This is a genomic window from Herbaspirillum sp. ST 5-3, assembly GCF_004804275.1.
Classification (GTDB): Bacteria; Pseudomonadota; Gammaproteobacteria; order Burkholderiales; family Burkholderiaceae_D; genus Noviherbaspirillum.
Genome location: NZ_STGI01000002.1, coordinates 435,316 through 460,973, shown reverse-complemented (window position 1 = coordinate 460,973; position 25,658 = coordinate 435,316). Strand labels below are relative to the sequence as shown.

19 protein-coding genes are annotated in these 25,658 nt (G+C 56.6%); 15 read left to right on the top strand and 4 right to left on the bottom strand.

Annotation, left to right across the window (positions count from 1 at the left end; all coding sequences use genetic code 11):
- Positions 1–305 precede the first annotated feature (305 nt).
- The 5 genes from E6W33_RS05740 to E6W33_RS05720 all read left to right on the top strand — a co-directional run bounded on the left by E6W33_RS05740 (position 306) and on the right by E6W33_RS05720 (position 7,557).
- Positions 306–2,000, top strand: coding sequence for a PAS domain-containing protein (locus E6W33_RS05740; protein WP_168798544.1), 1,695 nt, complete (start codon positions 306–308; stop codon positions 1,998–2,000).
- A gap of 242 nt (positions 2,001–2,242) precedes the next feature.
- A complete protein-coding gene (locus tag E6W33_RS05735; RefSeq protein WP_168798543.1) occupies positions 2,243–3,823 on the top strand; it encodes a PAS domain-containing protein in 1,581 nt (526 codons plus the stop codon).
- A 637-nt stretch (positions 3,824–4,460) separates the two neighbouring features.
- Positions 4,461–5,630, top strand: coding sequence for a PAS domain-containing protein (locus E6W33_RS05730; RefSeq protein ID WP_136415242.1), 1,170 nt, complete (start codon positions 4,461–4,463; stop codon positions 5,628–5,630).
- A complete protein-coding gene (locus E6W33_RS05725) occupies positions 5,627–6,271 on the top strand; it encodes a response regulator transcription factor (RefSeq protein WP_136415241.1) in 645 nt (214 codons plus the stop codon). Before E6W33_RS05730 ends, E6W33_RS05725 begins: the two co-directional genes overlap by 4 nt.
- Before the next feature lie 473 nt (positions 6,272–6,744).
- Complete coding sequence (locus E6W33_RS05720; RefSeq protein ID WP_136415741.1) at positions 6,745–7,557, top strand: helix-turn-helix domain-containing protein; 813 nt, start codon at positions 6,745–6,747, stop codon at positions 7,555–7,557.
- A gap of 118 nt (positions 7,558–7,675) precedes the next feature.
- Here the strand turns inward: E6W33_RS05720 and E6W33_RS05715 are convergent, their stop codons facing one another.
- Together E6W33_RS05715 and phbB are read right to left on the bottom strand one after the other, a co-directional pair.
- Positions 7,676–8,380 (bottom strand): phasin family protein, encoded by a 705-nt coding sequence (locus E6W33_RS05715; protein ID WP_168798542.1) that lies wholly within the window; start codon positions 8,378–8,380, stop codon positions 7,676–7,678.
- Between the two features lie 438 nt (positions 8,381–8,818).
- A complete protein-coding gene (gene phbB, locus E6W33_RS05710) occupies positions 8,819–9,565 on the bottom strand; it encodes an acetoacetyl-CoA reductase (RefSeq protein WP_136415239.1) in 747 nt (248 codons plus the stop codon).
- Positions 9,566–9,977: 412 nt separating this feature from the next.
- Here phbB and E6W33_RS05705 point away from each other — a divergent pair, with 412 nt between their 5' ends.
- Positions 9,978–10,508 (top strand): hypothetical protein, encoded by a 531-nt coding sequence (locus tag E6W33_RS05705; protein WP_136415237.1) that lies wholly within the window; start codon positions 9,978–9,980, stop codon positions 10,506–10,508.
- A gap of 53 nt (positions 10,509–10,561) precedes the next feature.
- Here the strand turns inward: E6W33_RS05705 and E6W33_RS05700 are convergent, their stop codons facing one another.
- Positions 10,562–11,035: an Lrp/AsnC family transcriptional regulator gene (locus E6W33_RS05700; protein ID WP_136415235.1), complete on the bottom strand. Its 474-nt coding sequence runs from the start codon at positions 11,033–11,035 to the stop codon at positions 10,562–10,564.
- A gap of 133 nt (positions 11,036–11,168) precedes the next feature.
- Here E6W33_RS05700 and kynB point away from each other — a divergent pair, with 133 nt between their 5' ends.
- The 6 genes from kynB (at position 11,169) to minE (ending at position 16,057) form a co-directional block, all read left to right on the top strand.
- Positions 11,169–11,816, top strand: a complete 648-nt coding sequence (gene kynB / locus E6W33_RS05695) for an arylformamidase (RefSeq protein ID WP_136415232.1) — start codon at positions 11,169–11,171, stop codon at positions 11,814–11,816.
- On the top strand, positions 11,813–13,063 hold the full coding sequence (gene kynU / locus E6W33_RS05690; RefSeq protein ID WP_136415230.1) for a kynureninase: 1,251 nt from the start codon (positions 11,813–11,815) through the stop codon (positions 13,061–13,063). Before kynB ends, kynU begins: the two co-directional genes overlap by 4 nt.
- A gap of 16 nt (positions 13,064–13,079) precedes the next feature.
- Entirely contained in the window at positions 13,080–13,919 is an 840-nt protein-coding gene (kynA, locus tag E6W33_RS05685) for a tryptophan 2,3-dioxygenase (RefSeq protein ID WP_136415228.1), read from the top strand.
- A gap of 286 nt (positions 13,920–14,205) precedes the next feature.
- Positions 14,206–14,946, top strand: coding sequence for a septum site-determining protein MinC (gene minC, locus E6W33_RS05680; protein WP_136415226.1), 741 nt, complete (start codon positions 14,206–14,208; stop codon positions 14,944–14,946).
- Between the two features lie 30 nt (positions 14,947–14,976).
- Positions 14,977–15,792 carry a septum site-determining protein MinD gene (gene minD, locus E6W33_RS05675; protein WP_136415224.1) on the top strand — a complete coding sequence of 272 codons (816 nt, stop codon included), beginning with the start codon at positions 14,977–14,979 and terminating at the stop codon, positions 15,790–15,792.
- Between the two features lies 1 nt (position 15,793).
- Positions 15,794–16,057 carry a cell division topological specificity factor MinE gene (gene minE, locus E6W33_RS05670; protein WP_136415221.1) on the top strand — a complete coding sequence of 88 codons (264 nt, stop codon included), beginning with the start codon at positions 15,794–15,796 and terminating at the stop codon, positions 16,055–16,057.
- Between the two features lie 59 nt (positions 16,058–16,116).
- On the opposite strand, the gene E6W33_RS05665 is transcribed toward minE, so the two are convergent.
- Positions 16,117–16,446: a hypothetical protein gene (locus tag E6W33_RS05665; protein WP_136415219.1), complete on the bottom strand. Its 330-nt coding sequence runs from the start codon at positions 16,444–16,446 to the stop codon at positions 16,117–16,119.
- A gap of 325 nt (positions 16,447–16,771) precedes the next feature.
- Between E6W33_RS05665 and E6W33_RS05660 the strand changes: the two genes are divergently transcribed.
- The 3 genes from E6W33_RS05660 to E6W33_RS05655 all read left to right on the top strand — a co-directional run bounded on the left by E6W33_RS05660 (position 16,772) and on the right by E6W33_RS05655 (position 25,569).
- Positions 16,772–18,913, top strand: a complete 2,142-nt coding sequence (locus E6W33_RS05660; protein WP_247869551.1) for a YgiQ family radical SAM protein — start codon at positions 16,772–16,774, stop codon at positions 18,911–18,913.
- Positions 18,914–19,382: 469 nt separating this feature from the next.
- Complete coding sequence (locus E6W33_RS26945; protein WP_168798541.1) at positions 19,383–19,526, top strand: hypothetical protein; 144 nt, start codon at positions 19,383–19,385, stop codon at positions 19,524–19,526.
- 706 nt (positions 19,527–20,232) lie between these two features.
- Complete coding sequence (locus E6W33_RS05655; RefSeq protein WP_136415215.1) at positions 20,233–25,569, top strand: pre-peptidase C-terminal domain-containing protein; 5,337 nt, start codon at positions 20,233–20,235, stop codon at positions 25,567–25,569.
- Positions 25,570–25,658: the final 89 nt, after the last annotated feature.

Below are 25,658 nucleotides of genomic sequence, written 5' to 3'. Positions count from 1 at the left end.
TTCCATGCAAAGCCTGCCCCTGCACTCTACTCGCTCAAGACAAGGATTCCATGGGGCTGTTTTCATAGGGAAATCGTCCCATGTGCCGTGCATTGCTTGCCGCGCCTTCCCACTTGCCACGTTGTCTGATATTCAATATTATCTATCCATCGCAGTGCAACAAAACAGCGCCGCGATAGCTTGCCGCTTACCAAGCGAAGCTACCTAATAATGAATTCGTTCAGCGCCGATCGGCGCTCTTGCGTAGGGGGAAGGACTTTATGAGACAAACGCGGCTCCCGACTCCTGCTTTGCCCCGATCGAGAATGAATGCCGTCCTGGCGTGCGGCGCTACCGCTCTGATCGTGATCATCGCCATGACGCTCGCTTATTTCGCGTTTGGCCGACAGAACGAAGACAAGCGAAGCTCTGTCGACTTGCAGATTGCGCTCGCGGCGGGAGTGGTCCTCGGCATCGCATTGTCTTGCCTTGTGCGCGCCGCCCGGCACAGGCGATTGTCCGGCTCAATCAAGGCTTCGGCCGTATCCCATCGCGTGAGCGCCGCCTGGTATGACCGTGCGCAGGTTATCGCGCAATTCGGCACCTATGAGATCCATGTGGTCATGAACACTGCCCATGAATCCACTCAATGGTCCCGGGAAATGTTTCGGATAGTCGGTCGGGACCCTGCATGCGGATCGTTATCGACGGAAGAGTATATCGACAGCTACGTGCATCCGGAAGATCGTGCCAATGTCAGGACGCTTGTGCGCAAGGCCCTGCGCGATGCCGAAAGCACGGTGTCCGAATACCGCATTCTCTCCTCGGACGGCACGATCAAACACATCTACGACTTCCTTGAGTTCGCATCCACGGCGGATGGTGAAAAGATCTTCCTCGGCCAGGCATTCGATATAACCGAACGCAAACTGATTGAATACGAGCGGCTGGAATCCACGGCAAGATATAAAACCTTTATCGAGCAACTGGGAGGCATGCAGTACATCAGCAGTCTTGATGAACGCGGCGCCAACGTCTACATCAGCGATCGGATCGAGCGTCTTCTCGGCTTCACGCCCGAGGAATGGTGTGCGGACCCCGAGTTACGCATGCGCCAGTTGCACGAAGACGATAGAGACGATGTCCTTTCAACGCTGGCTGCACAGATTGCAAGCCGGGAGCCGCTGAGCATCGACTATCGCATTTATGCAAAGGATGGCTCCCTGCACTGGTTTCATGATGAAGCGCGCATTGTGGCGGATTCCGACGGAGAGCCTTTGTTTCTGCAAGGCGTCATGTTCGACATCACCGAACGCAAGCTGGCGCAACAGGACCTGGAGCGCTCTCATTACGAACTGAAAAAACTGGTTTCCGTCCTTGATGACTTGAGAGAAGAAGAGCAAAAGCGATTGGCGAGGGAAATGCATGACGACCTGGGTCAATTGCTGGCTGCAATGAAGATGGATCTGTCGGACTTGCAGCAATACCTGCCGCAAAACAATGCCAAGGTAATTCAGAGACTGGAGGGCATCAACGATCTGGTCAATACAATGGTTACCTCGGTACGTCGCATCATTTCGGACCTGCCTCCCAAGATCCTCGAGGATCTCGGACTGATCAACGCCATTCGATTGCTGACATCCAACTTCCAGAAACGATACAAGATTGGCTGCCTCCTCGATCTGCCCGAGCAGGAGCTCGTTATAGAGCAAAGGATTGCGACGGCGCTATATCGAATGGTCCAGGAGGCGCTCAATAACGTTGCGAAGCATGCCGAAGCGACACAGGTCGCGGTGAGCATTGAAGTGGAAAACGAAAGTGTCGGGCTGCGCATTGCGGACAACGGGAAAGGCATGACGCCGAGTGCGCAGCGGAAAAACGGGTCATTCGGTCTGATTGGAATTCGTGAGCGCGTCGCCACTCTGAATGGCGAAGTTCGTATCGAGAGCCAACCAGGCGACGGTACAAAGATACACATCCTGCTTCCTGTCGATACGCACCATTCCGTGGAACCAGGCTGACAATTCCTTCTGCTAAAGCTCGCGATTTGAGCTAGCTCAAAGTTTGGACAGTCAACGGAATCGAATCCGTTTTCTGCGACCATATTGATACGGTTATGCGACTCATGCTCCATTCTTGGCGCGACTGAATATACCGCGCGTCCGGGCAAAACGCAGCGCATCCAGCTATGGAAGCTCCAAGAAACACTGTCAGGGTTTTCGTCGTGGCCAGCTCAGGCCCTGTCAGGCGTAGCTTGTTGCGCATGTTCGACGATATTCCCGTCGTCGAACTTGTCGGCGTAACGAGCAGCAAATCTGTGCCTCCGCAAAGCCTGGCCGAACTCAAGCCAGACCTCCTCCTGCTCAATCCCGCACCCGACCGGGATGGCCGACGCAGGCTGTTCGACTATCTCTCGCTACATCTTCCGCGCTGCAAGACTGTCATTCTTTCGAAGCCATCCGAGAAGGAGCCATGCGACAACAAGGCTAACAGGCATGCCAAGGCGCTACGCGGGGAAGCATGTGCAAGTGCTGTCATCGACCCTGACGACCAAACGCATATCCGCGCTGAAATACAAAAATCAATCCTCGAAAAAGACATTAGAAACGTCGAGCCGCGCTGCGCCACTTCCGAAAATGCCATGGGCTATCTGTATGACTATATCGAGTCCATGTCGAACGGCAATCAAAGGCGCACATTTTCCGGAGTCTTGCGCGACATTACAGAGCGCAGGCGAAGAAACTGCGGGCGCAGACAAGCGGAACTGAATCGTGCCAAGTCTGTAGCGCGGCTGCAGTCATTCGTCGAACAGCTCCCTGGCATGCCTTACATCGCGCAACTGAATAATGCCGACGGAAACATTTACGTCAGCCCGCGCATTGAAGAACTACTCGGTTTCAGCCCGCAGCAATGGTGTTCCAACCCGGACCTGCGCATCAGGCAATTGCATCCCGCGGACCGCGACCGGGTTCTTCAAGCAATTCGGCACGCCGTCGAAACCAGGAGCGGTTATCTGATCGACTATCGCATATTCAGGCGCGACAACAGCATGCGCTGGTTTCATGATGAGGGGCGCGTGATCGTCGACGACGATGGCAATCCACTCTTTCTGCAAGGCGCCATCATCGATATCACCGAGCGCAAGCAAGCGCAGGAAGAACTGGAGCGGTCGCATGGCGAACTGCAAGAGCTGATCACTGCGCTCGATACCTTGCGCGTTGAAGAGCAACGAAGGCTGGCTCATGAAATGCATGACGATTTCGGGCAACTGCTGGCAGCAATGAAGCTGGACCTGTGCACGCTCAAACAGCATTTGTCGAACCAGGATTCCGAAGCCGTCAAATATCTCGGCAGTATCAACGACCTTGTGGATACGATGGTGATCTCGGTACGGCGCATCCTCGCCGATCTTCCGCCGAAAATGGTCGATGATCTTGGCCTGTTCAACGCATTGCGGGCCATGGTCAGAAATTTCGAGAAACGGCATCAGCTGACCTGCCGTCTCGAGTTTTCAGGATTGGAGCCGGCGCTGGATCCGAAAGTCGCGACGGCGCTCTTTCGCATGGCGCAGGAAGCGCTCAATAATGTCGTCAAGCACGCATGCGCGACATTGGTCCGGCTGCAGATCGATTGCAACACGACGTCCATCGCACTGACCGTGGGTGACAACGGAAGAGGCTTGCAGAAGGAGTGCCTGCACAAGCTTGGTTCATTCGGGCTGATTGGCATGCGGGAACGGGCGAGCGCACTTGGCGGAGAAATGAAAATCGAGAGCGGGAACGAAAAAGGGACGACGATCAAGATCGTTATTCCCATCCACGCTCAAGCTGCGCCGACCTGTTGATGCATCGCTCTTTCTGATCGCTTGACCTTGAATCGGCACTGCTCGCCATGCGTATACAGAGTGACTCGCTCCAGCCAAGGCCTTCACTTGTCTTTCAGCAAGGGGCCGATTGTGATTTCTCAATCTGCTTTCGATTTTGTCTGTTAATTTGAATTTGCGACGGTCATAGGCAGGTATGCATGAACTTCCATCCGATGTTTCGATATGAAATTTCAGATCCGGAAGAGTGCATATTCGCAATAGCGGGAGCTCGCGCCATATGCCAACCGGCAAAAGCCGTCGGATATCGGTTAGCGCAAAGCGAACCATTACAGCGGCCAGTACGATCGAAAATAGCGATCATTTTTCAATCGACACCCAAGACAGCACCGGCGCTTCTCGCGGCTAGCGCACCAAGGTAACGCCGGCGACTGCAACAGCAGGCGGATTCGTGCAGGCGGGGCACGAAGATGATGCGAATATTTTTTTAAGAAATGCGGCAAACCACGTGTATGAGCGCCCCTTTTATATCAACTGCCGATATAGCACCGTGGACCTGTCTGCAAAGACAGGTTTGCCTGCGGCTTCTTGCGATCGAATCGCGCCCGGGGGCGCTTACGAGTAACCGTCAAACAGGCTCTGGCAATAGAGAATTGTGATGACCATCCAATTGGAATACAACACCGGCAAGCTGCCGAACTTCATCACCACGCTGTCCCGATTCCCTGCCAGCAAAGTCGGGCCGTCATTGCTGTCGATCATTCAGTCCGCAATGGATGGCGTCATCATTGTGGACGCGGCGCGACAGATCGTGCTGGTGAATCAAAAGGTGGAGCGGATGTTCGGCTATCCCGCCAAGCAGTTGCTGGAGCAATCACTCGATGTTCTCATGCCGCCGCGTATCAGCAGCGATCAGAAGCGCCGAATGGATCGCCTGGCCGCGATACGGATGCACGGCCGGCGAAGCAAGCTTGAGCTGAAAGGCGTGCATTCCAACGGAGCGCACCTGTCCCTCGACGCCAGCATTTCCCGCATTACCGTGCATGGCGAGTTGTTTCTCGCACTGATCCTGCATGATTCAAGGCTGCATCCCGAAGCCTCGTCCGAAGGCAGCCAGCGTTCAATTAGACCTTCCGAACTGCGCAAATGGGCGGTTTCTTCACAGCAGGCAACTGAAGTGGAGAAAAGGCGGTTCTCGAAAAAACTATACGATGACATTGGCCAGCGCCTGAGCGTTCTGAAACTGGATCTCGACTGGCTTGAGAACAGTCTGCCAAGCACCGACGAAGGCTTGCCCGCCCGTCTGGCGCAGATGCAAGGCCTGCTCGACAACGTGATCACCATGACGAAAAACATGGCATCCGCGTTGCGGCCTCCCTTGCTGGATGACTTCGGGCTGCTGCCCGCCGTCGAGTGGATGGCCGAAAATTTTCAGAAAAAGACCCAGGTCAAATGCTCGGTTGAAACGCACGGCATGATGGCAAAACTTGGCGATCCGATCGAGTCGGCGATCTTCCGCGTCATTCAGGAAGGATTGTCGAACATAGAGCGCCACGCGCACGCCAGTCACGCCCGTATCGCATTTGTCCGGAGCGACGATCAGGTCGATGTTATGATTCAGGATGATGGAATCGGCATGGCATCAGGCTGCGAGGGAAAACCAGGATGTTACGGCCTGATTGCAATGCAGGAACGGATTTTCATGTTAGGCGGTACAATCAGCATCCGGAATCTTGAGTCGCACGGTGTCGCCATTCACGCCACCATTCCGATAGAACCGATTTTTTACTCTGAACCTATTCCGCATACGCCAACGAAACGCCTATGATCCGTATCGTAATCGCTGACGACCACACTATTATGCGCGAAGGTTTGAAGCGCATTCTCGATGGTGCCGATGACATTGAAGTCGTCGGTGAAGCCGTCGACGGCTTCGAGGCGCTCGCCCATGTACGCAAGGGCGGATTTGATCTCTTGATGCTCGACCTGTCGATGCCCGGGCGCAGTGGCGTGGAACTGATTCGCCAGATCAAGGACGAGGTGCCAAAACTTCCGATCCTGATTCTGACCATGCATGAAGAAGAGCAGTACGCCGTACGTGCCATTCGTGCCGGCGCGCGCGGCTACCTCACCAAGGAAAGCGCCGGGACGCAGCTGGTCAGCGCGATCCGCAAGGTGGCTTCCGGACGTCCCTATATCAGCCTCGAAGTTGCCGAGCAGCTTGCGATGGATGTCATGCCGGCCAATGAGGATTTGCCCCACAAACAGCTGTCCAACCGGGAATTTGAAGTGTTCACGCTCCTGGTTAGCGGAAAGTCGATCACCGAAATCGCCGACTTCCTCCATTTGAGCGCCAAAACCGTCAGTACGCACAAAACGCGCATTCTCACCAAGATGAATATGAATTCGCTGGCGGAGATGGTGCAGTACGCGGTACAGCATCGCCTGCTCGGGCCAATGAAGAACTGAGCGCAGCAGTTTCTTTTCCCACTTTCTCCTATGATGAGCTCTCGCAATCCTCGCCGAGAGGCTGTTGGGCTGCGCATCAAAAACGTGATGCTTAACTCCGATAATTCCTGCGTGGAAAGACTGTAATTCGGAAAATTCAGCATCGCGCTGTAGGAATAATCCTACAACAGCTGACTGTCCCCTACATTCCAATTCAGCCCGCACCGATAGCAATTGCTTGTTGCGATTGCGATACTGAGCACTTCGCATGATGCATGCCAGGCAAGCAACTCGCTATCTAGCCTGAGCATGTTTAAACGCCCAAGGAGGCGATTCCAAAAATCGGCGGAGACGAATTTAACGTTCGTGCGAGCAGGTTGAGCTGACGCACGATGAATGTGTCGAATTATCTGAATTAGGAGATGACCATGTTGTCCTCGCAAATGCCTGACATCCGTTCCGATTCATCAGCTTCTGCCCTGCATTCATCTTCTCTGGAAGCAGGATGGCAACGTCAGGGAAAACTCTGGTCGAACCTGAAGGAACTGTGTGATGTCCTCCGCATTCCTTCGGCAGCGATCCATACCGACGAAGAGTTGCTGTTCCAGCACGTCCAGTTCAAGACCGGCCAGCGTATCCATACGATTGGGCAGCCCTTCGATACCTTGTATATCGTTCATTCCGGTTTTCTGAAAACCGTTCTGATCGACGAATTCGGTAACGAGCAAGTGCTCAGTTTCCCGATGAAAGGCGATCTGTTCGGCGTGGATGGCATCCATACCAAGCGCTATGCATCCGAAGCGGTTGCCCTGTCTAACTGCGACCTCATTCTGCTTCCGTTCAAGAAACTCACCGCACTCGGTCGTGCGCATGTCGAGTTCGAACATGCCATGTACAGTGTGATGAGCCGTGAACTGGTCCGCGAACAGGCCATGGTCAGCATGCTGGGTGCACTCAGCGCCGAAGCGCGTGTGGCGCGCTTCCTGGTCAATTTGTCGGAGCGTTATGCCGAAATGGGTTACTCGAGCAAGCTGTTCAATCTGCGCATGACGCGGCATGAAATCGGCAGTTACCTTGGTTTGACCTTGGAAACGGTAAGCCGCACATTATCTGCATTCAATGAAATCGGCTTGATTACCGTTGATCAACGTTCAATCGGCATCAAGGATCCCGAGGCACTGAAGACCTTGCGCCGCTTGCCTCCATCCAGCTCGCGCGCAAAGCAAGTCGCCGCCAAGAAGGCACGTTCAACCCCCCAATCTCCCGAGCAGCCGGATACCGACTGGGGACAATTCGCAACGGCGTGACGTCCGATGCCGGAGCTGCGGCGGTAAACATTCCGCCAGTTCTTCTGAAAGAAAATAAGCCGAGCAGCGTCGGCTTATTTTTTTGGGCATGTATTTTTTCGCCGAGGTCGCGGCATGCCTATTTGCGCTTCCCGCCACCGGGGGGAATTCCCCTTTTTTCGTCGCCGCTTTCTTCCGCAACTGTTGCCGTCTGTCTTGCAGCCTGCGTCGCGACACTGGCGGCACTATCGACAGCGCTGGTCGCTGTTTCCTGCGCGGAACCGGTCGCGACATTGGCCACATTCGCGTAATTACCCGCGCTCTGCATTGTCCGCCGCGCAGCGTTCTCGGCAGTAGACCGTGCCGCCATCATGTTCTTCTTGGCGAGGTCGGCGACTTCCTTGAAGGCGGACTCCCACACGGAAAACATGCTTGTCATCGGATTGAACACGGCATCGTTCGCCTGGTCCTGCGCGGTCTCGAGCGGTGCCGTGGCGGTGCTTGTCGCATGCGAACCGACCTGTTCAAGATAATCCTGCATCGAACGGCCGATTTCATTCTGCATTTCCGCGAAAATCCGCATTATTTCCTTCTGATAGTTCATCGCCTCGTCGGGATTGCGAGACAAGAAACCGGATTGCAATGTGCTTCCTACGCTACGGGGGTCGCGCGCGGCCGCCATCGCCTGGACAAAATTCAGCTGCTCGTTGAAGGCACGATGCGATGCGCCGATGACGACACGATCTATTTTCTCCGTACCGGAAAACAACGCATCAGCGAAGCGTCGCGATGCTTCCAGTTGGGTCTGATACATGGTGACCAATGGATTCAAAAAATTCTGCATGATTGCTCTCCTAGAAAGATGAGAAGAGAAGTACAAGAAGCTCAATACATTCCAGTTCCCGACATCCGTCGGCATTTCGATGATTCCCGCTGTATCAATCTTGCGGCCAAGGAAGCAGATCCCATCGTGTCCAGCGCGCCGGTTACGCGCGCAACTCCGGCAATCCACGCCGCCTGCGATTCTGTCTGCAGGGCGGGCTGCAAAGAGAATTAATAATGGGATGTAGTGAGATGAACCGTGTATATTCTGTGCGCATTCAGGACAGTCTTCCACTCGCTTCCAACCGCGCTTGAGACAAATCAAGCGCGATCCCGATTGGAATACATTTCATCGATGCAGAGTGTCAAACGGCGCCGATTGACGTACCTGGTCCAGGTTCGAGTCAGCGGCGCCATCGAAACTGGAACGGCGGCCGCAGCCCGGCCGCCGCGGCTTCGTTCAATACATATGCTGACCGCCGTTGATGGCGATATTCGCTCCCGTCAAGAACCCTGCCTGTTCGGAGCAAAGATAGGCAATGAGGCCGGCAACTTCATCAGGCTCACCCAATCTGCCCACCGGGATTTCCGGAAGAATTTTTGTTTCAAGAACTTCTTTGGGCACTTTCATGACCATTTTCGTCCGCAGGTAGCCGGGCGAGACCGTATTTACCGTAATGCCCTTGCTTGCAACCTCCAGCGCCAGTGCTTTGGTAAATCCATGCACGCCCGCCTTCGCGGCGGAATAGTTTGTCTGCCCGAAGGCTCCCTTCTGCCCGTTGACCGAGGAGATGTTGACGATGCGTCCCCACTGGTTTTCCAGCATGCCGTGAAGCACTGGCTTGCTCATGTTGAATACGCTGTCGAGGTTGGTCGTGAGTACTTCATGCCAATCCTCCAGCGACATTTTCTTGAGCGTCGTATCGCGTGTGATGCCTGCGTTGTTAATCAGGATGTCGACCCGACCCAGATCACCGACGACCTTCATCACGCCTGCCTCGCATGAGCTGAAGTCGGAGACGTCCACCTTGTATGCCGAAAAATCGAAGCCTTGCGCCTTTTGTTCCTTGAGCCACGCCTCGGCGTGATCGTTATGGGGAGAGTAGGTTGTAGCCACGCGATATCCGGCGGCGAACAGCTTCCTGCTAATTGCCTCCCCCAGGCCGCCCATGCCTCCTGTGACCAGCGCTACTCGTTGTGTGTTCATGATTTCCTCTCGCGTTATGTCCAAGTAATATCTGCCGGCGCTGCGAAATCCTCGAACAGAAACAAGGGGCGCTTCGATCCATCGCGTTCTAATCCGAATTACCCAGCCTGGCAAATCGGTTCAGAGAATAGCCAATTTAATCGAAGGGCAATTTGATCAAAAGCCACGCCTCTTCACTCACATCCGTAATTTGCGCGGCTTATTCCGCGCTGGAAATTTCAATTCAATGAAGGGGGAATAGCTCGGCACATCCATCAAGGCGAACCAGCCGAACCAGGGCTTGTCTATGAAGGTACGCAGCCTGTTTCGCATTTCGTATCCATTGGATTCTTATGCCTCATCCGGACTGCAAGACAGAATCTTCGCCAACGGTGACAGCCGGTTTCCGTCAGCTTGCTTAGGCTATGAATGAATGCAGCCCAAGATATACATTTCATATTCGCCAGGAAAACTGGGCTCTGTCTTTGCGTTGTTTTATTTCGAGTCCGGTGATGACATCTATGGCTGGCACATCGAAGCGAGAAGCCTGTACTTCTCGGCAGCCTTTTTCATGGTCGAACACTTCTACGCGAACCGCACGCCGCACCTCTATCGCAGCGTGCAGGACGATGTATACGGCCCATGGACCATCGACTATCCACCTACCCGGGACGAGATCCGTTGTCCGGTGCCCGAGTCGGTAGGACATGAACTGGAGCGCGCTCAATCGCGTTTCGTTGAAGAATGGCTTTTCTTCAAGAGCGATGGCGATATCGAAGCGGATGAGTCAGCCTACCGCACACAAGCATTGCCCGTGCAGGAGGTCAACATCAAGGCCAAGCGTTTGCTTCGCATGGCGAGGCAAGACAGCATCTGGACGTTTATGACGCCGGGGCTTGATATCAATATCGTGCAATTGCTGCGCAAGTACTGGCGGCTATGCGAAAAGGTGCCGGCACAATGAGTCCGCCCGCAGTGGCTCGGTGAAGTCAATGCGGCGAACGCTCGCTTGCAAGCTCATCGATCGAGCAGCGAGGCCGGAATGGTTTGCGTATCCACGATGGTCTCGAGCACCACATTGGAGCGGATGTCGAGCACGCCTTCGGTCTTGTACAGTTTCTCGAGGATGAAAGCCGAATAGTGCTTGAGATTGCGCGCCCTCACTCGCAACAGATAGTTGGCGTCGCCGGTGATGATGTGCGCGCCGATGACCTCGGGCCAGCCCTTGAGCGCCGCACTGAAGTTTTCGTGCCAATGCTGCACATCGCGCCGCATGGTCACCTGCACAAAGGCATCGACCTCAAGGCCGAGCTTCTCGGTATTCAGCACTGCGCTATAGCGGCTAATGATGCCGCTCTCTTCCAGCAGCTTGACCCGTCGCAGACACGAAGACGGCGACAAGAAAAGCTTTTCGGCGAGATTGAGGTTGCTCATCCGGCCGTCTTCCTGCAGCAGCGTCAAAATCTTCAAGTCGGTGGTATCGAGTTTCATTTCGAATGATTGTTCAGATTTGGAGGATTTTCTCGTACTGTATTCGAATTTCGGCGAATTTTCAGAAAGAATCAGCAACAAAAATTCAGGGCTTTCGTCTTACACTTATTCATCACGTTTGCAGGAAACGCGCATGCCCGATTCGAAAACCCTCTGGGATATCAGTCCCGTCATCTCCTCCGCCACGCCAGTCTGGCCAGGCGATACGGCATTTCATGCAGAACCCACATGGCAGATGGGTGATGGCTGCCCGGTCAAGGTCAGCCGCATCAGTATGTCGACCCATACCGGCGCGCACTGCGACGCGCCGTCACATTACGACGCACGTGGCACGTCGATCGATGACGTCGCGCTCGACGCCTATCTCGGTCCGTGTCGCGTCATCGACTGCATCGGCATCAGCCGTGTCGAGCCGCGCCATATCACACATGCTTTAAATGATGTTCCACCGCGCGTGCTATTGCGCACTTACATCACCGCGCCGCAGGCTTCCTGGGACCCTGCGTTTGCCAGCGTTGCAGCCGATACCATCGCGCTGCTCGCCGAGCATGGAGTCGCGCTGATTGGCATCGACACCCCATCGCTCGATCCACAGGAATCCAAAACAATGGACGCGCACCATGCCGTGCGAAAGCATCGGATGGCTATCCTTGAAGGGATCGTGCTGGACGGAATCCCGGCAGCGGATTACGAACTGATCGCCCTGCCCTTGAAACTGCACGCAATGGACGCCAGCCCGGTACGCGCGGTGCTGCGATCCCTGGGAGGAAACGCACGATGACGACGCGATCCGATTGCCTGGCCATGGATGCCGCAGATGCGCTGGCTGGACTGCGCCAACAGTTCGCCTTGCCGGAAGGCGTGATTTACCTTGACGGCAACTCCCTCGGCGCTCGACCCAAGGCGGCGCTCGCGCGCGCGCAGGAGGTCATTGTTCGGGAATGGGGCGACGACTTGATTCGCAGCTGGAACCAGGCCGGCTGGCTTGACCTGCCCTCCCAGCTGGGCGACAAGCTCGCGCCATTGATCGGCGCCGCGAACAACGAAGTGGTCGTGACGGACACGACATCGATCAACCTGTTCAAGGCCTTGGCGGCAGCCCTTCACATGCAGGCAAGCAGCCCGTCACGTGCGGGCCGCAAGTGCATCGTGACCGAGCGCGCCAATTTCCCGACCGATATCTACATCGCGCAGGGCCTGTCCTCCTGGCTCGCGCGCGGTGTTGAAATCCGCCTCGTTGATTCTCCCGAAGATCTGCCTGCCGCGATCGATGCACAAACTGCGGTCGTCATGCTGACCCACGTGAACTATCGCACCGGCTACATGCACGACATGAAAGCGCTCACCGCACGCGCCCATTCCTGCGGCGCGCTCACCGTCTGGGACCTGGCGCATTCCGCCGGCGCGGTGCCGGTCGATCTGAATGCAGACAAGGCCGACTTTGCGGTCGGATGCACCTACAAGTATCTCAATGGCGGCCCCGGCGCTCCTGCCTTCATCTGGGTCGCGGCGCGGCATCAGGCGGGTTTTCGGCAACCGCTGTCGGGATGGTGGGGCCACGCAGCGCCCTTCAACATGCAAGCCGAATTCCGGCCAATCGACGGCATCCGCCGCGCACTTTGCGGCACGCAGCCAATCGTGTCGCTGGCGATGGTGGAATGCGGGCTTGATCTCTTTGCGCAAACCAGCATGGGCGCCATTCGTGCAAAGTCGCTGGCCTTGACCGATCTGTTCATTCAACTGGTCGAGGATCGCTGCGGAAAGCATCCCTTATCGCTCGTCACGCCCCGCGAACACGCGCGGCGCGGGAGTCAGGTCAGCATCGCGCACCCGCATGGCTATGCGGTGATGCAGGCGCTGATCGGGCGTGGGGTGATCGGCGACTATCGCGAACCGGCAATCATGCGTTTCGGATTGACGCCCTTGTATACGCGCTTTGTCGATGTGTGGGATGCGGTGGAAATCCTGGCGGATATCCTGGACAACAAGACATACGACATCGCAGCGCCGCGTGATGCGGTGACCTGAGCAAGTGAGGCAAATCATGGAATCGGAAAACACGTCCGCTTCGTGGCACGGGGCCAGGATGGACTTCAGCCAGGCGATGAGCTACGGCGACTACCTGGCACTCGACCAGGTGCTGTCAGCGCAGCATCCGCGCTCGCCGGACCACAATGAAATGTTGTTTATCGTGCAGCATCAAACCAGCGAACTGTGGCTGAAACTCATGTTGCACGAACTGCATGCAGCGCGCCGACAAATGCATCTGGACGACTTGCCGCCGGCATTCAAGATGCTCGCGCGCGTGGCGCGCATCATGGACCAGCTGGTGCATGCCTGGGATGTGCTGGCGACGATGACGCCGACCGAATACAGCGCGATCCGCCCCTACCTCGGGCAATCCTCCGGTTTTCAGTCCTGCCAATACCGAGAACTCGAATTCGTCCTCGGGAACAAGAATGCGGCGCTCCTTGCCGTTCATGCCGCCGCGCCGGAGCACCATGCGCGACTGGACGCTGCATTGCATCAGCCATCACTCTACGATGAAGCGATCCTGCTGATGGCTCGACAGGGATTTGCGATCGACGCCGCTCGCCTGAATGCGGACTGGACGCAGGCGACAACTGCCAACGAATCGGTCAAGGCCGCCTGGCTCGCGGTTTATCAGGATCCGGCACGGCATTGGGCCTTGTATGAGCTCGCTGAAAAACTGGTCGACCTGGAGACGGCGTTCCGCTATTGGCGTTTCCGCCATGTGACCACCGTCGAGCGCATCATCGGCTTCAAGACCGGCACGGGCGGAACGGCCGGTGTCAGCTATCTCAGGAAAATGCTCGATGTCGTGCTGTTTCCCGAGCTGTTCGCGTTGCGCACCGCGCTCTGAGCGGCGCTTTCCCGCAACGTTCCCGCAAATAGAACGCGTAATCAGGGAGATAGCGTGACGGCAACAGGTATAATATTCTTGAAGCACAGAGCGAGTGGTGAGCAATTATTCAATGCGCTGTAACGAATTTTCATTTCCCAGCACGTTCGGGCCGCCTACCGCGGCCCGATTCATTTGGCGGGCGGCGCATTGTTTTTTGCTCACCAGAGAGCGCTTTTCCGGACGAGGCACGCGGCTTGCCCCTCTCGAAGAGCACTTCAGGCAGCGGTAACCACGATTAGCATTTATGTCAAAGACCCAAAGCAGCAAACCGATAGAAATCAAGATTTCAACCGTCGTTGCCGTTTCCGCCATCCTGCGCGTATCCGATCTGGCGACGCTGGACAACGCGATGCAAGAGATGACAGGCGGTGCGTCCGACTATTTCGATCATGAATTTGCCGTCATCGACGTCGCCGGCTGCGATTTCACCGGCAGCGTCGACTGGGCGGCGCTGATCGCCTTGCTCAAGTCCTACAGCCTGAATCCGGTCGCCGTACGCGGCGCACCGGCCGAGATGGAGCCGGAGATCGTCGCCAGCGGCCTGAGCATCGATACCTTGGTCAAGCCGCGACAGGAGACACAGGAAGAGCAGCCTGCCGCACCAGCCCCTGCCCCCGTTCAGCCGGCACCGGCAGCACCAATCGCTGCGCCGGCGGCCATGATCATCGACACGCCCGTGCGGGCCGGCCAGCGGATCTACGCGCGCGGCAGCGATCTGATTGTGACAGCCATCGTCAATAGCGGCGCCGAATTGATCGCCGACGGCAGCATCCATGTCTACGCGCCCCTGCGCGGACGGGCACTTGCCGGCGCCAGCGGCAACGCCGAAGCACGTATTTTTTCGCTGAGCATGGAAGCCGAACTGGTTTCGATTGCAGGCATTTACCGCACCTTTGAGAGCGGCTTACCCCAGGATCTGGCGAAAAAACCTGCGCAGGTCCGTCTTGCAGGCGACCGGATAGATGTGATATCCATTCGCGCTTAGTTATTCGACTTTTCTGAAAGGAGTTTGTTTGTGGCCAAGATCATTGTTGTAACGTCCGGCAAAGGAGGCGTCGGCAAGACCACCTCCAGCGCCAGCTTTTCATCGGGGCTGGCGCTGCGCGGGCACAAGACGGTCGTCATCGATTTCGACGTCGGTCTGCGCAACCTCGACCTCATCATGGGATGCGAGCGCCGCGTGGTCTATGACTTCATCAATGTCATCAACAATGAAGCGACCCTCAACCAGGCCCTCATCAAGGACAAGCATTGCGACAACCTGTTCGTGCTGCCGGCATCGCAGACGCGCGACAAGGATGCGCTGACCGAAGAAGGCGTCGAGCGCGTACTGAACGACCTGGCCAAGATGGATTTCGAGTACATCGTTTGCGACTCGCCCGCCGGCATCGAACACGGCGCGGTGATGGCGCTGACCTTCGCCGATGAAGCCATCGTCGTCACCAATCCGGAAGTTTCGTCCGTGCGCGACTCGGATCGCATCCTCGGCATCATCCAGGCCAAGTCGCGCCGTGCGCTCAAGGGCGACACGCCGGTCAAGGAACACCTGCTGATCACGCGCTATGTTCCCAAGCGCGTCGATGCGGGCGAGATGCTGTCCTACACGGACGTGCAGGAAATCCTCCGCATCCCGCTGATTGGTATCATCCCGGAATCGGAGTCGGTGCTGCATGCCTCCAACCAGGGCAATCCGGCGATCCACATGGCCGGCAGCGATGTCGCGGAAGCGTATCAGGACGTGGTTGCGCGCTTCCTCGGCAATGAAGTTCCGCTGCGCTTCACCGCTTATGAAAAGCCGGGCCTGTTCCAGCGACTGTTCAAGGGCAAGTAATATGGCGCTACTCTCATTCCTGTTCAATAACAAGCCCAAAAGCGCCAGTACGGCGAAGGAGCGCCTGCAGGTCATCATCGCTCGCGAACGCAATGGGCGCGACGGCCCTGATTTCCTGCCTGCGCTGCATAAGGAATTGATCGAAGTGATCTCGAAGTATGCCAAGGTGAACGCCGACGACATCAAGATTTCACTTGACCGTCAGGGCAACCTGGAAGTGCTGGATGTCAACGTGGTGCTGCCGGACGTGGTACCCGGCAAATGATGAGGCAGCCTGCTTCTCGCGAAGGAATGCCTTCGCGAGAATTTCATGCTATCAAACGATCAGTGGAGTTGATGCTTCAGGTCCGATAGTTCGCGGTGCGCTTGCATGATGGCGTTCTTCAATTCGCCATCCACATTTGCGGAAGAATGCTCGCATGCATCCTTGGCCCGGTCACCGAGTTGCTCCAGATCGTCCACGCACTGGCGAATCTGGTTTTCATCCTGCGACTGAAGAGTATTCCTCGCCTGTGTCGTCCTCTGGTCGAGTTGCTGGATGCAGTCCTTCAGATCCATCGGGATAGCTTGCGCCGACTGGCAGCGTTGCGCCGCCTGATGAATCGTGTTTTCAATCTGGCTGAAACGTTGTTGGAGTTCGTTCTGGCGCATCATGGCATGTCTCCTTTCGGTAAGCGCTGCGAATAGAAACAACAGCCCCGTTTTGATAAATGCACGATAACGGAGTTCCAGCCCGGCGCCGCGCATTGAGAAAAGAAATCGAACCAAGGCTGTCATAGCCTGACAGCCATTCACGAACTTGCCCGGTTCCTTTCAGTCACATGCAATGACCAGATGCCGGCCCGTCGCGCAATAACCGTTTCGCGGCGTCTGGCAGTGCATTTCCGGTACAATCCGCCCCACCATGAACGCTCCAAAGAACCTCTTTTCCTATCCCCGCTACCGGGCCGATTACACCAACCCGGTTCCCTTTCTGCCGATGTCTCGGGCTGAAATGGATACGCTCGGCTGGGATTCGTGCGATGTCATTCTGATCACGGGCGACGCTTATATCGATCACCCCAGCTTTGGCATGGCGCTGATCGGGCGACTGCTGGAAAAGCAAGGTTTCCGGGTTGGCATCATCAGCCAGCCCGACTGGCATTCCGCCGAAGCGTTCCGAGCGCTTGGCAAACCGAATCTGTACTTCGGCGTGACAGCCGGCAACATGGATTCGATGATCAACCGTTACACCTCGGACCGCAAGATCCGGTCGGAAGACGCGTATACCGCGAATGCCGAGCCAAACAAGCGTCCTGACCGTGCGCTTGTTGTGTACGCCCAGCGCGCCCGCGAGGCCTATCCCGACACCAATATCGTCGTCGGCAGCATCGAGGCCAGCCTGCGCCGTATCGCGCATTACGATTATTGGTCGGACAAGGTGCGGCGCTCTGTGCTGCCCGATTCCAAGGCTGATCTGCTCTTGTATGGCAATGCCGAACGGGCACTCGTTGCACTCACGCATCGGCTGGCCGCCGGCGAACCGATCAAAACGATTCGCGATTTGCGCGGCACGGCTTATATGGTTCCCAGCGGCTGGACGCCGGCCGATGATTGGACGGTGGTCGATTCGACGCACTACGATACGCCGGGCCGCGTCGAACCGCTTCCCGACCCCTATGAAACGAAGTCGAAGGAGACCGCAAGCTGCGCCACCGAGCAGAAACCGCCGGTCGAACAGCCGGTGCGCATCCTGAGCCGCGAAGAACGCCAGGCCGCACTGAAAGAGCAGCGCGACAAGATCGTCATCCGTCTCCCGTCCTATGAAGCGGTAAAGGAAGATCCCGTCCTGTACGCTCATGCGTCGCGTGTGCTGCATCTCGAATCGAACTCCGGCAATGCACGTGCGCTGCTGCAAGCGCATGGCGAACGCGACGTGTGGCTGAATCCGCCGCCATTCCCGCTGGCGATGGACGAAATGGATGGCATCTATGACGTGCCCTACGCGCGGGCGCCGCATCCGAGCTACGGCAAGGCGCGAATTCCCGCCTGGGAAATGATCCGCTTCTCGGTGAATATCATGCGCGGCTGCTTCGGCGGCTGCACCTTCTGCTCGATCACCGAGCACGAGGGCCGCATCATCCAAAGTCGTTCGGAGCCGTCGATCCTGCACGAAATCGAGCAGATCCGCGACAAGACGAAGGGTTTTACCGGCACCATCTCGGATCTGGGCGGGCCGACCGCCAACATGTACCGGCTTGCGTGCAAGGACAAGAAAATCGAGCAAATCTGCCGACGGCTTTCCTGCGTCTTCCCGAGCATCTGCGTCAATCTGAATACCGATCACAGCAAATTGGTCCAGTTGTACCGCAAGGCGCGCGCCATTCCCGGCATCAAAAAGATCCAGATCAGCTCCGGTCTTCGCTACGATCTCGCGGTTCGCTCACCCGAATACGTAAAGGAACTGGTCACGCACCACGTTGGCGGACTCCTGAAGATCGCGCCCGAGCATTCCGAAGACGGCCCATTGTCGAAAATGGGGAAACCCGGCATGAGTGCGTACTACAAGTTCAAGGAAATGTTCGAGCGCTATTCGCAGGAAGCCGGCAAAGAACAATATCTCATCCCCTACTTCATCGCCGCGCATCCCGGAACGACCGATGAAGACATGCTGAATCTGGCCCTGTGGCTGAAGAAGAACAATTTCCAGATCGACCAGGTGCAAACCTTCCTGCCGACGCCGATGGCAATGGCGACCGCGATGTACCACGGCCGCCGAAACCCGCTGCACAAGGTGTCGGCCGATTCCGAAGTTGTCGAAACCGCGCGCGCCGGCAAGATCCGCCGTCTTCACAAGGCTTTCCTGCGCTATCACGATCCGGAAAACTGGCCGATCCTGCGCGAGGCGCTGCAGCGCATGGGGCGATCGGATTTGATCGGCAACAGCGAAAGGCATCTCGTACCGCGCGCTGATAATACCGGCGCCGGTGCGACCGGCAGCCGCCGCTTCGCCGGAACTTGCGCGGGACGAGCTCCCGCCAAGCCCAAGGACCCGAAGAAAGCGGCAGGAATGCGCACGCCGGCAATCGGGCGGACAACGAAAAAGGAATCGCCGCCTGTCCGAAAAACGGGGCGAAAATAGTCCACACGCGATTCGTCTCCATTGCCGCTACGACATAGTCGATCGATACGATGAGACTGGACAGGAAGCCACTTACTTCCCATCGTTCGCCACACCAGATATACATATTTCTTATGTCTGTTATTGCAATAATAAAGCGGACGATGGAACAGGGCTGCGATATAGTTCTCCTGTCTCCTCCAACTCTTCTTGAATTGGATTTAAGCCCGCAATCGCAAGATTTGCGGGCTTTTTTTTGCTCTTGCGAAGCGTCGCCGTTACCTTCGGATGCAGCGCCGCTGAGAAGCGGGTAGCACAGCCTGCCCTTGCAAACATTGCAACACACCTCCCGTTTCGATTCCACCAGACATCACCGCTTGATATTTCTCAAGTTAATTTGCGTAAATGTTGCTGAACGAACTATTGATTCCGATCGTCATCTCTATACAATGACCCTAAGTAACGATTTCCACAGCCCAACGAGGATGCCATGGACCGAGTGAGACAAGACGCCGGTATTTCGCATGCAAAGACCAGCTTCAACTACAACAAGCTGCAAGCTGCCGCATGCATGCTTTCCTCGGCCGCGGTCAGCATTGCGCTGATTTATTGGGCGATCAGGTCTCTCTCTTAACATCCCCCATTAGCCTCCTATTGCGATGGCTATTGCGCTAATGCGCAAGTCTCAACCTCATCAAACAGAGTAACTATAGGTCGAAGTTACGAGTTATACGCGATTTGCAATGCGCGTTAATGACAAGTACTTTGCTCTGGCCACTTCCATTTCCACTGCCCTTAATAGCATCGGCTTGCGCCATTTTTGCCACAACGATCACATTTGTGACGCGGTCGGATAAATTTTTGTATCTAAAGCGCAAAAAATGTAACAAAAAGCTATACTTATTGCTTATACGTAAATTTTGCATCGATAAGTCATTGCATCCAGGGCTTTGATGCTGGCACTGATCGATCGCCGAAGTGTGTCCTGGTTGAGGACGGATAGACATCGCCTGGAAAGGGTTTGTGTGCCGTCTTTCCTTCAATTGCTTGAGAAATAACGAAAAAATGCGCCGCATATCAATTCGATTCTCGTGCCTCCTCTTGCCCCCTCTATTTTTCTCATCCGAGAAAAATGACTCGCCCCGATTCTTGAATCCTGAGTGAACCTTTTGTCGAGTCTCATCCGTTCGCCATCTGTGAAGACTCAAAAACATGGCCGAGGATGCCTCTTCCGTGCCGAAAATAATCGCCGGTCTCGATACCGGATAACTCGTTACCGCTCCAGAAAAAAGGCTGCTGCCCTCTCGCTCTGCGCCACTAATTATTAAGGAATTGCACTCATGGCCGTCACCGATTACTACCCGCTCGTACAAAAATTCTACGTCGCCTATTTTGGTCGTCCCGCAGATGCCGGTGGCCTGAACAATATGGCGTCCATGCTCAATGCAGCTAATGCACCGACCAACACTCTAGACTTCGTCGCAACCTACGACACGAACCCGACAGTTCGCGCAATTATCGACAGCTTCGGTAACAGCGACGAGTCGGCCGCACTCTATACCGGCAACACGAGAGAATTCGTCACTGCTATTTATCACAACGTGGTAGGGCGTGAGCCTGACGAAGAAGGTCTGAACTGGTGGGCTGATCGCATCGATTCCGGAGTGCTCCCACGAAGCAAGGCGGCGCTGAACATGATGGGCGGGGCCGAGGCAAATACTGAGCCGCAAGGCCTGATTGATGCCGCGCTGGTTGCAAACCGGATTGCGGCGGCATCCTATTTTACAAGCAGCATTGACTCCGAGGATGATGTCAACGCCTATTCCGGCTACACCGCTGCCGCAGCGGCCCGTGAAATGCTCAATGCCGTCAATTCCAGCACTCCTGCGTCCACGTATCAGAGCCTGGCAGCCAACGCCTTGTCGAACATGGCGAGCCACAGCATCGATACAAGCGGTGAAATCGACAACAATCATTACAGTCTGGTCGCCGGTCATTCCTATCGCATCGAAGTCCAGGCGGCTGCAGGAAGTGCCCTTGACCCGGAAATCGTCCAGGTCCGCGACCCCTCGGACAATCCAGTTGCGAACGCGACCAACGCCGATTATGGCATCAGCCAGAATGCGCAACTGACTTTTTCGCCCACTAGCACCGGCGACTACAATATTTGCGTGCAAGGCCAGAACAGCACCACCGGCCAATATGTAGTCACCGTCGCTGACCTTGACGTTGCAGCAGGCAATACCGACAGCCAGACATCCATCTCGGCCGGGCAGACCTACTCGGGCACGGTAAGCACGGGATTCCAGACACGTTCCGTCTTTTTCAATCTGACCGCAGGCCAGGAATATCAGTTTACGCTGCAAAGCGCGGCATCAGGCGACGCACTTAATACGCCGGTACTGCAGGGTATTTACGACGAAAGCGGCAAGCAACTGGCCGGCAGTTACGGCCAGGCAGCGGACGGCACGCTTACCCTCCACATCACCCCAACTTCAAGTGGTAATTACTATGGGGTCATTAGCGATTCCTACGACGACACGGGTGGCTTCACCTTCATCTTCAGCGAGGTTGCAGGCAACAAGGCGGGAAGAGGCGAGATTGCTCCGTCTTATCTCGAAAGGTCCGTCGACACCGTTGCGGGTGACGCCAGCACGGGTTCGTACATCAGCGCCGGTACCCCCGTCACGGGGACGATTGATTCCTACGGTGACGAAGACTGGTACGGTATTACCATGCTGGCAGGTGTCACCTACACGATACGCATGCAGGGCGAGGGGGCGAACGCGGGCACGCTCCACGATCCGGTGATCAATGGCGTCTATTACAGTTACGGCAGCGGCACCATTCCCGCCTACCTCGGTGGCTTCAACGACGATTCCGGTGGGGGTACGACCCACCTCGACGCGATGAGCACGTTTACGCCATCCAGCTCAGGCACATACTACATCGCGGCCAGTTCCTATTCCTCCTACACCGGAACTTTCACGCTGTCAGTCAGCGCTTCTGGCGGTTCGAGCAGCGGCGACATTGCGGCCAATACGACAACGACCGGTTCCGTCTCTGTTGGCGGCTCGGTCAGCGGCACCATCGACAGTTCATCCGATGCGGATTGGTATGGGGTTACCCTGACAGCTGGGAATATCTACACGATCCGCCTGCAAGGCAGCCATTCCGACAACGGCACCTTGAGTGATCCACTCATCTCAGGAGTCTATAACTCGAGTGGTACATTAATCTACAACACCTACGCCGACGACCAAGACGGCATGGATTCCCGCCTCAGCTTTTCACCGACCACCTCGGGTACATACTATATCGCGGCTGAAGGCTGGGGCAGCTCCACGGGCACCTTCCACCTTAGTGTGGCGCAAACGGCATCGGATGTTGCAGGTTCGACGTCAACGACTTCGAGCCTGCCCGTCGGTGGCAGCACGACTGTCACTATCGATCAGGCTTACGATCAAGACTGGTACGCCATTACACTGACAGCAGGCAATACCTATCAATTCACACTCTCTGGAAGCGGCGGCAATACCGCGCCTGTCATCTATGGCATCTACGATGCATCGGGCAATTATGACGGAGGCTATGCGACCGGAGCCAGCAATGGATCGTCGTACACGGCCACGGCAAGCTTTACCCCCATGAGTTCCGGCACTTACTATGTCGACGCTTACTCCTATTACGCGGGCAACTACACGCTGAGCGCGACCCAGACTGCAGCCGATGTTGCGGCCAATGTAGGCACGACCGGCACGGTCAGCGTGGGTGGTTCCGTCACCGGGACAATCGACACGTCATCGGATGCCGACTGGTACGGGGTGTCCCTGACGGCGAATACGACTTATACGATCCGTCTGCAGGGCTCGGGCAGCAGCAACGGCACGCTCTATGATCCCCTCATTTCCGGCATTTACGACGCCAACGGCGTGTACGTCTCCAACACCTATGCCGACGATCAGGACGGCCGCGATTCGAGCATCAACTTTACGCCGAGCAGCACAGGCACCTACTACATCTCCGCGGAAGGTTACAGCAATTACACCGGCACGTTCCGACTGAGCGTGAACGATTCCGGCAGCAGCGATATTGCTGCCAATACGAACACGACAGGCACGGTTGCAGTCGGTGGCTCCGTGACCGGAACCATTGGCAGTACGACGGATGCCGACTGGTATGCAGTCAATCTGACAGCCGGGAGCACTTACACCGTTCGCATGCAGGGTTCCGGCAGCAGCAACGGCACGCTTTACGATCCACTCATCTCCGGCATCTACAATTCCGGCGGCGTACTGGTTGCCAATACGTATGCGGACGACCAGGATGGCCGCGATTCGCGCCTCGACTTCACGCCAACCAGTTCCGGCACGTACTACGTTTCGGCCGAAGGCTATGGCAGCTATACCGGCACCTTCCGCCTCAGTGTCGAACAGCAAAGCAACAGCGATCTTGCGGCGAGCACGGCAACCACAGGCGTCGTCTTCGTCAACAGTTCCGCCACCAGCACGATTGATGTCGCCAACGATCAGGATTGGTTCGCGGTCAACATGACGGCCGGGACGCGATACCAGATCGACCTCGAAGGATCGCCGACCAACAGCGGCACATTGATGGATCCCTACCTGCGCGGTATCTATGACAGCAGCGGCCACCTGATCTCCGGCACCACGAATGACGACTCCGGCGAGGGCGCAAACTCGCGTGTCACGTTCGACGCCACCAGCAGCGGTACCTACTACATCTCCGCGGGCGCATACAGCACCGGCACCGGCACCTACGCACTCTCGGTGACCAGCCAAGGGGTGACCGACATCCCGGCGGACTTGACAACGACAGCTTCGGTGACTGCGGGAGGCAGCGTCGACAGTCTGGTCAACGAAGCAGGAGATCGGGACTGGTTCGCTGTGTCACTCACGGCAGGACAAACGTACACGATCGATCTGCAGCCGAAGGCAAACAGCACCACGCCTTTGAACGACCCATATCTGTACGGCATCTACAACAGCAGCGGCAGCCTGATTTCGGGCACTACCGATGACGACTCCGGCACCGGGGCGAGCGCGCAGGTCACGTACACAGCAACCAGCAGCGGCACCTACTACATCTCGGCCGGCGGGTACAGCAACCATACCGGCAACTATGTGTTGAGTGTGAGCAGCGGAAGCTCGACCAGTTCCGGCAGCACCACGTCCACAGCGGACCTTGCAGCGAGCACGTCGACCACGGGAACCGTCTCCGTCGGAGGCAGTGCTTCCAGCCTCATCGGGACAGCCGGCGATCAGGACTGGTTCGCGGTGAACCTGTCAGCGGGACACAGCTACAACATCAGTCTCGCAGGGGCGGCGAGCGGCAACGGTACCTTGACCGACGCCTACCTCCGAGGCATCTACGACAGTACCGGCCTCCTCATTACCGGCACCACGGATGACGACAGCGGCTATGGCAGCGATGCGCTTGTCACGTTCAGTCCGACCAGCAGCGGCACCTATTACATCTCCGCCGGCGGCTATGCGTCGAGCACCGGCACGTACGCGCTGACCGTCAGCGAGAATGCGAGCACCGACACCGGAAGTACGACGCCGACACCGAGTTCGGGCTCGCAAGGAACCTGGACCGTCATGGTCTATGTCGACGGCGACAACAACCTCGAAAGCTTCGCCCTGTCCGATGTGAACGAAATGGAGGCCGCAAGCCTTCCGCAAAACGTGCGGGTAGCGGCACTGGTCGATCGCATCGGCGGCTACAGTTCCGCCGACGGCAACTGGACTGATTCGCGCTTTGGTCTCCTCAGTCATGACAATGACCTGAATCATGTCTCCAGCAATCTGACAAGCTGGGGCGAGCGGAACATGGGCAGCACCTCGACACTCACCGAGTTCATCAATGCGTCGGCCCAGGCTGCTCCTGCTGACCACTACGCGCTGGTTATCTGGGATCATGGCGGCGGCATTGCCGGCGTTGCCTGGGATGACACTAGCTACAGCGCCAATCTGTCCTTGAATGAAGTCAGTCAGGCGATTTCTGCATCCAGCGTGACGCATTTCGACATGATCGGTTTCGATGCATGCCTCCAGGGCGTGCTGGATCAAGGCTATGCGTTGCGCACGCAGACTGACTACGTGGTCGTTTCTGAAGACACGGAGCCGGGTGATGGCTGGGACTACACCAACTGGCTGTCCTTATTCCAGCAACAGGCGTCCCCGTCCGGATCACAGCTCGCGACCCAGGCCGTCAACAGCTACGAAAGCTTCTATCAGGCACAAGGCAACAATCAAGTCACGCTTGCCGCACTGAATGCTTCGGAAGTGGGCGATCTTGCCACCGCGTGGGACAATTTCGCCCAAGCGGTCAGTGCCGCCGGCAGCAGCGCAATGCAAACCTTGCGCAGCGCGCGGAGCACGGCCCTGGACTTCCAGAACGATACTTATGTCGACTTGCACAGCTTGATGACCAACTTTATGCAACTGAACGCGGTGGGCAGTCTCGACACTGCCGCACAAAGTGTGCTGACGGCGCTGAGCGATGCGGTCGTGGATACCGGAGGCTTGACCACCGCGCATGGCGTCACTGTGTATATGCCGCAGAGCAGCCATAGCGGCTACCTGAATGCGACCGAGTACCCGATCGTCGGGCTGACCGGCATGAGCAGCTTCTATAGCAGCTTCTGGGCGTAGGCCTCAGCAGTAAAACGAGTGGCATGGCGGAACCGTGAATCTGCCCTGCCACTTTTTCCACTCAACATCCGGAGCGAAAACGCAGCCAA

Coding starts and splice junctions, on each gene's coding strand:
- kynB (WP_136415232.1), top strand. CDS start 11,169: ATGCCCGATTCGAAAACCCTCTGGGATATCAGTCCCGTCATCTCCTCC.
- kynU (WP_136415230.1), top strand. CDS start 11,813: ATGACGACGCGATCCGATTGCCTGGCCATGGATGCCGCAGATGCGCTG.
- E6W33_RS05655 (WP_136415215.1), top strand. CDS start 20,233: ATGGCCGTCACCGATTACTACCCGCTCGTACAAAAATTCTACGTCGCC.
- E6W33_RS05665 (WP_136415219.1), bottom strand. CDS start 16,446: ATGATGCGCCAGAACGAACTCCAACAACGTTTCAGCCAGATTGAAAAC.
- E6W33_RS05725 (WP_136415241.1), top strand. CDS start 5,627: ATGATCCGTATCGTAATCGCTGACGACCACACTATTATGCGCGAAGGT.
- E6W33_RS05700 (WP_136415235.1), bottom strand. CDS start 11,035: ATGAAACTCGATACCACCGACTTGAAGATTTTGACGCTGCTGCAGGAA.
- E6W33_RS05735 (WP_168798543.1), top strand. CDS start 2,243: ATGTTCGACGATATTCCCGTCGTCGAACTTGTCGGCGTAACGAGCAGC.
- E6W33_RS05660 (WP_247869551.1), top strand. CDS start 16,772: ATGTCTCGGGCTGAAATGGATACGCTCGGCTGGGATTCGTGCGATGTC.
- E6W33_RS05715 (WP_168798542.1), bottom strand. CDS start 8,380: ATGCAGAATTTTTTGAATCCATTGGTCACCATGTATCAGACCCAACTG.
- E6W33_RS05705 (WP_136415237.1), top strand. CDS start 9,978: ATGCAGCCCAAGATATACATTTCATATTCGCCAGGAAAACTGGGCTCT.
- minE (WP_136415221.1), top strand. CDS start 15,794: ATGGCGCTACTCTCATTCCTGTTCAATAACAAGCCCAAAAGCGCCAGT.
- E6W33_RS05730 (WP_136415242.1), top strand. CDS start 4,461: ATGACCATCCAATTGGAATACAACACCGGCAAGCTGCCGAACTTCATC.
- E6W33_RS26945 (WP_168798541.1), top strand. CDS start 19,383: ATGGACCGAGTGAGACAAGACGCCGGTATTTCGCATGCAAAGACCAGC.
- phbB (WP_136415239.1), bottom strand. CDS start 9,565: ATGAACACACAACGAGTAGCGCTGGTCACAGGAGGCATGGGCGGCCTG.
- minC (WP_136415226.1), top strand. CDS start 14,206: ATGTCAAAGACCCAAAGCAGCAAACCGATAGAAATCAAGATTTCAACC.
- E6W33_RS05740 (WP_168798544.1), top strand. CDS start 306: ATGAATGCCGTCCTGGCGTGCGGCGCTACCGCTCTGATCGTGATCATC.
- kynA (WP_136415228.1), top strand. CDS start 13,080: ATGGAATCGGAAAACACGTCCGCTTCGTGGCACGGGGCCAGGATGGAC.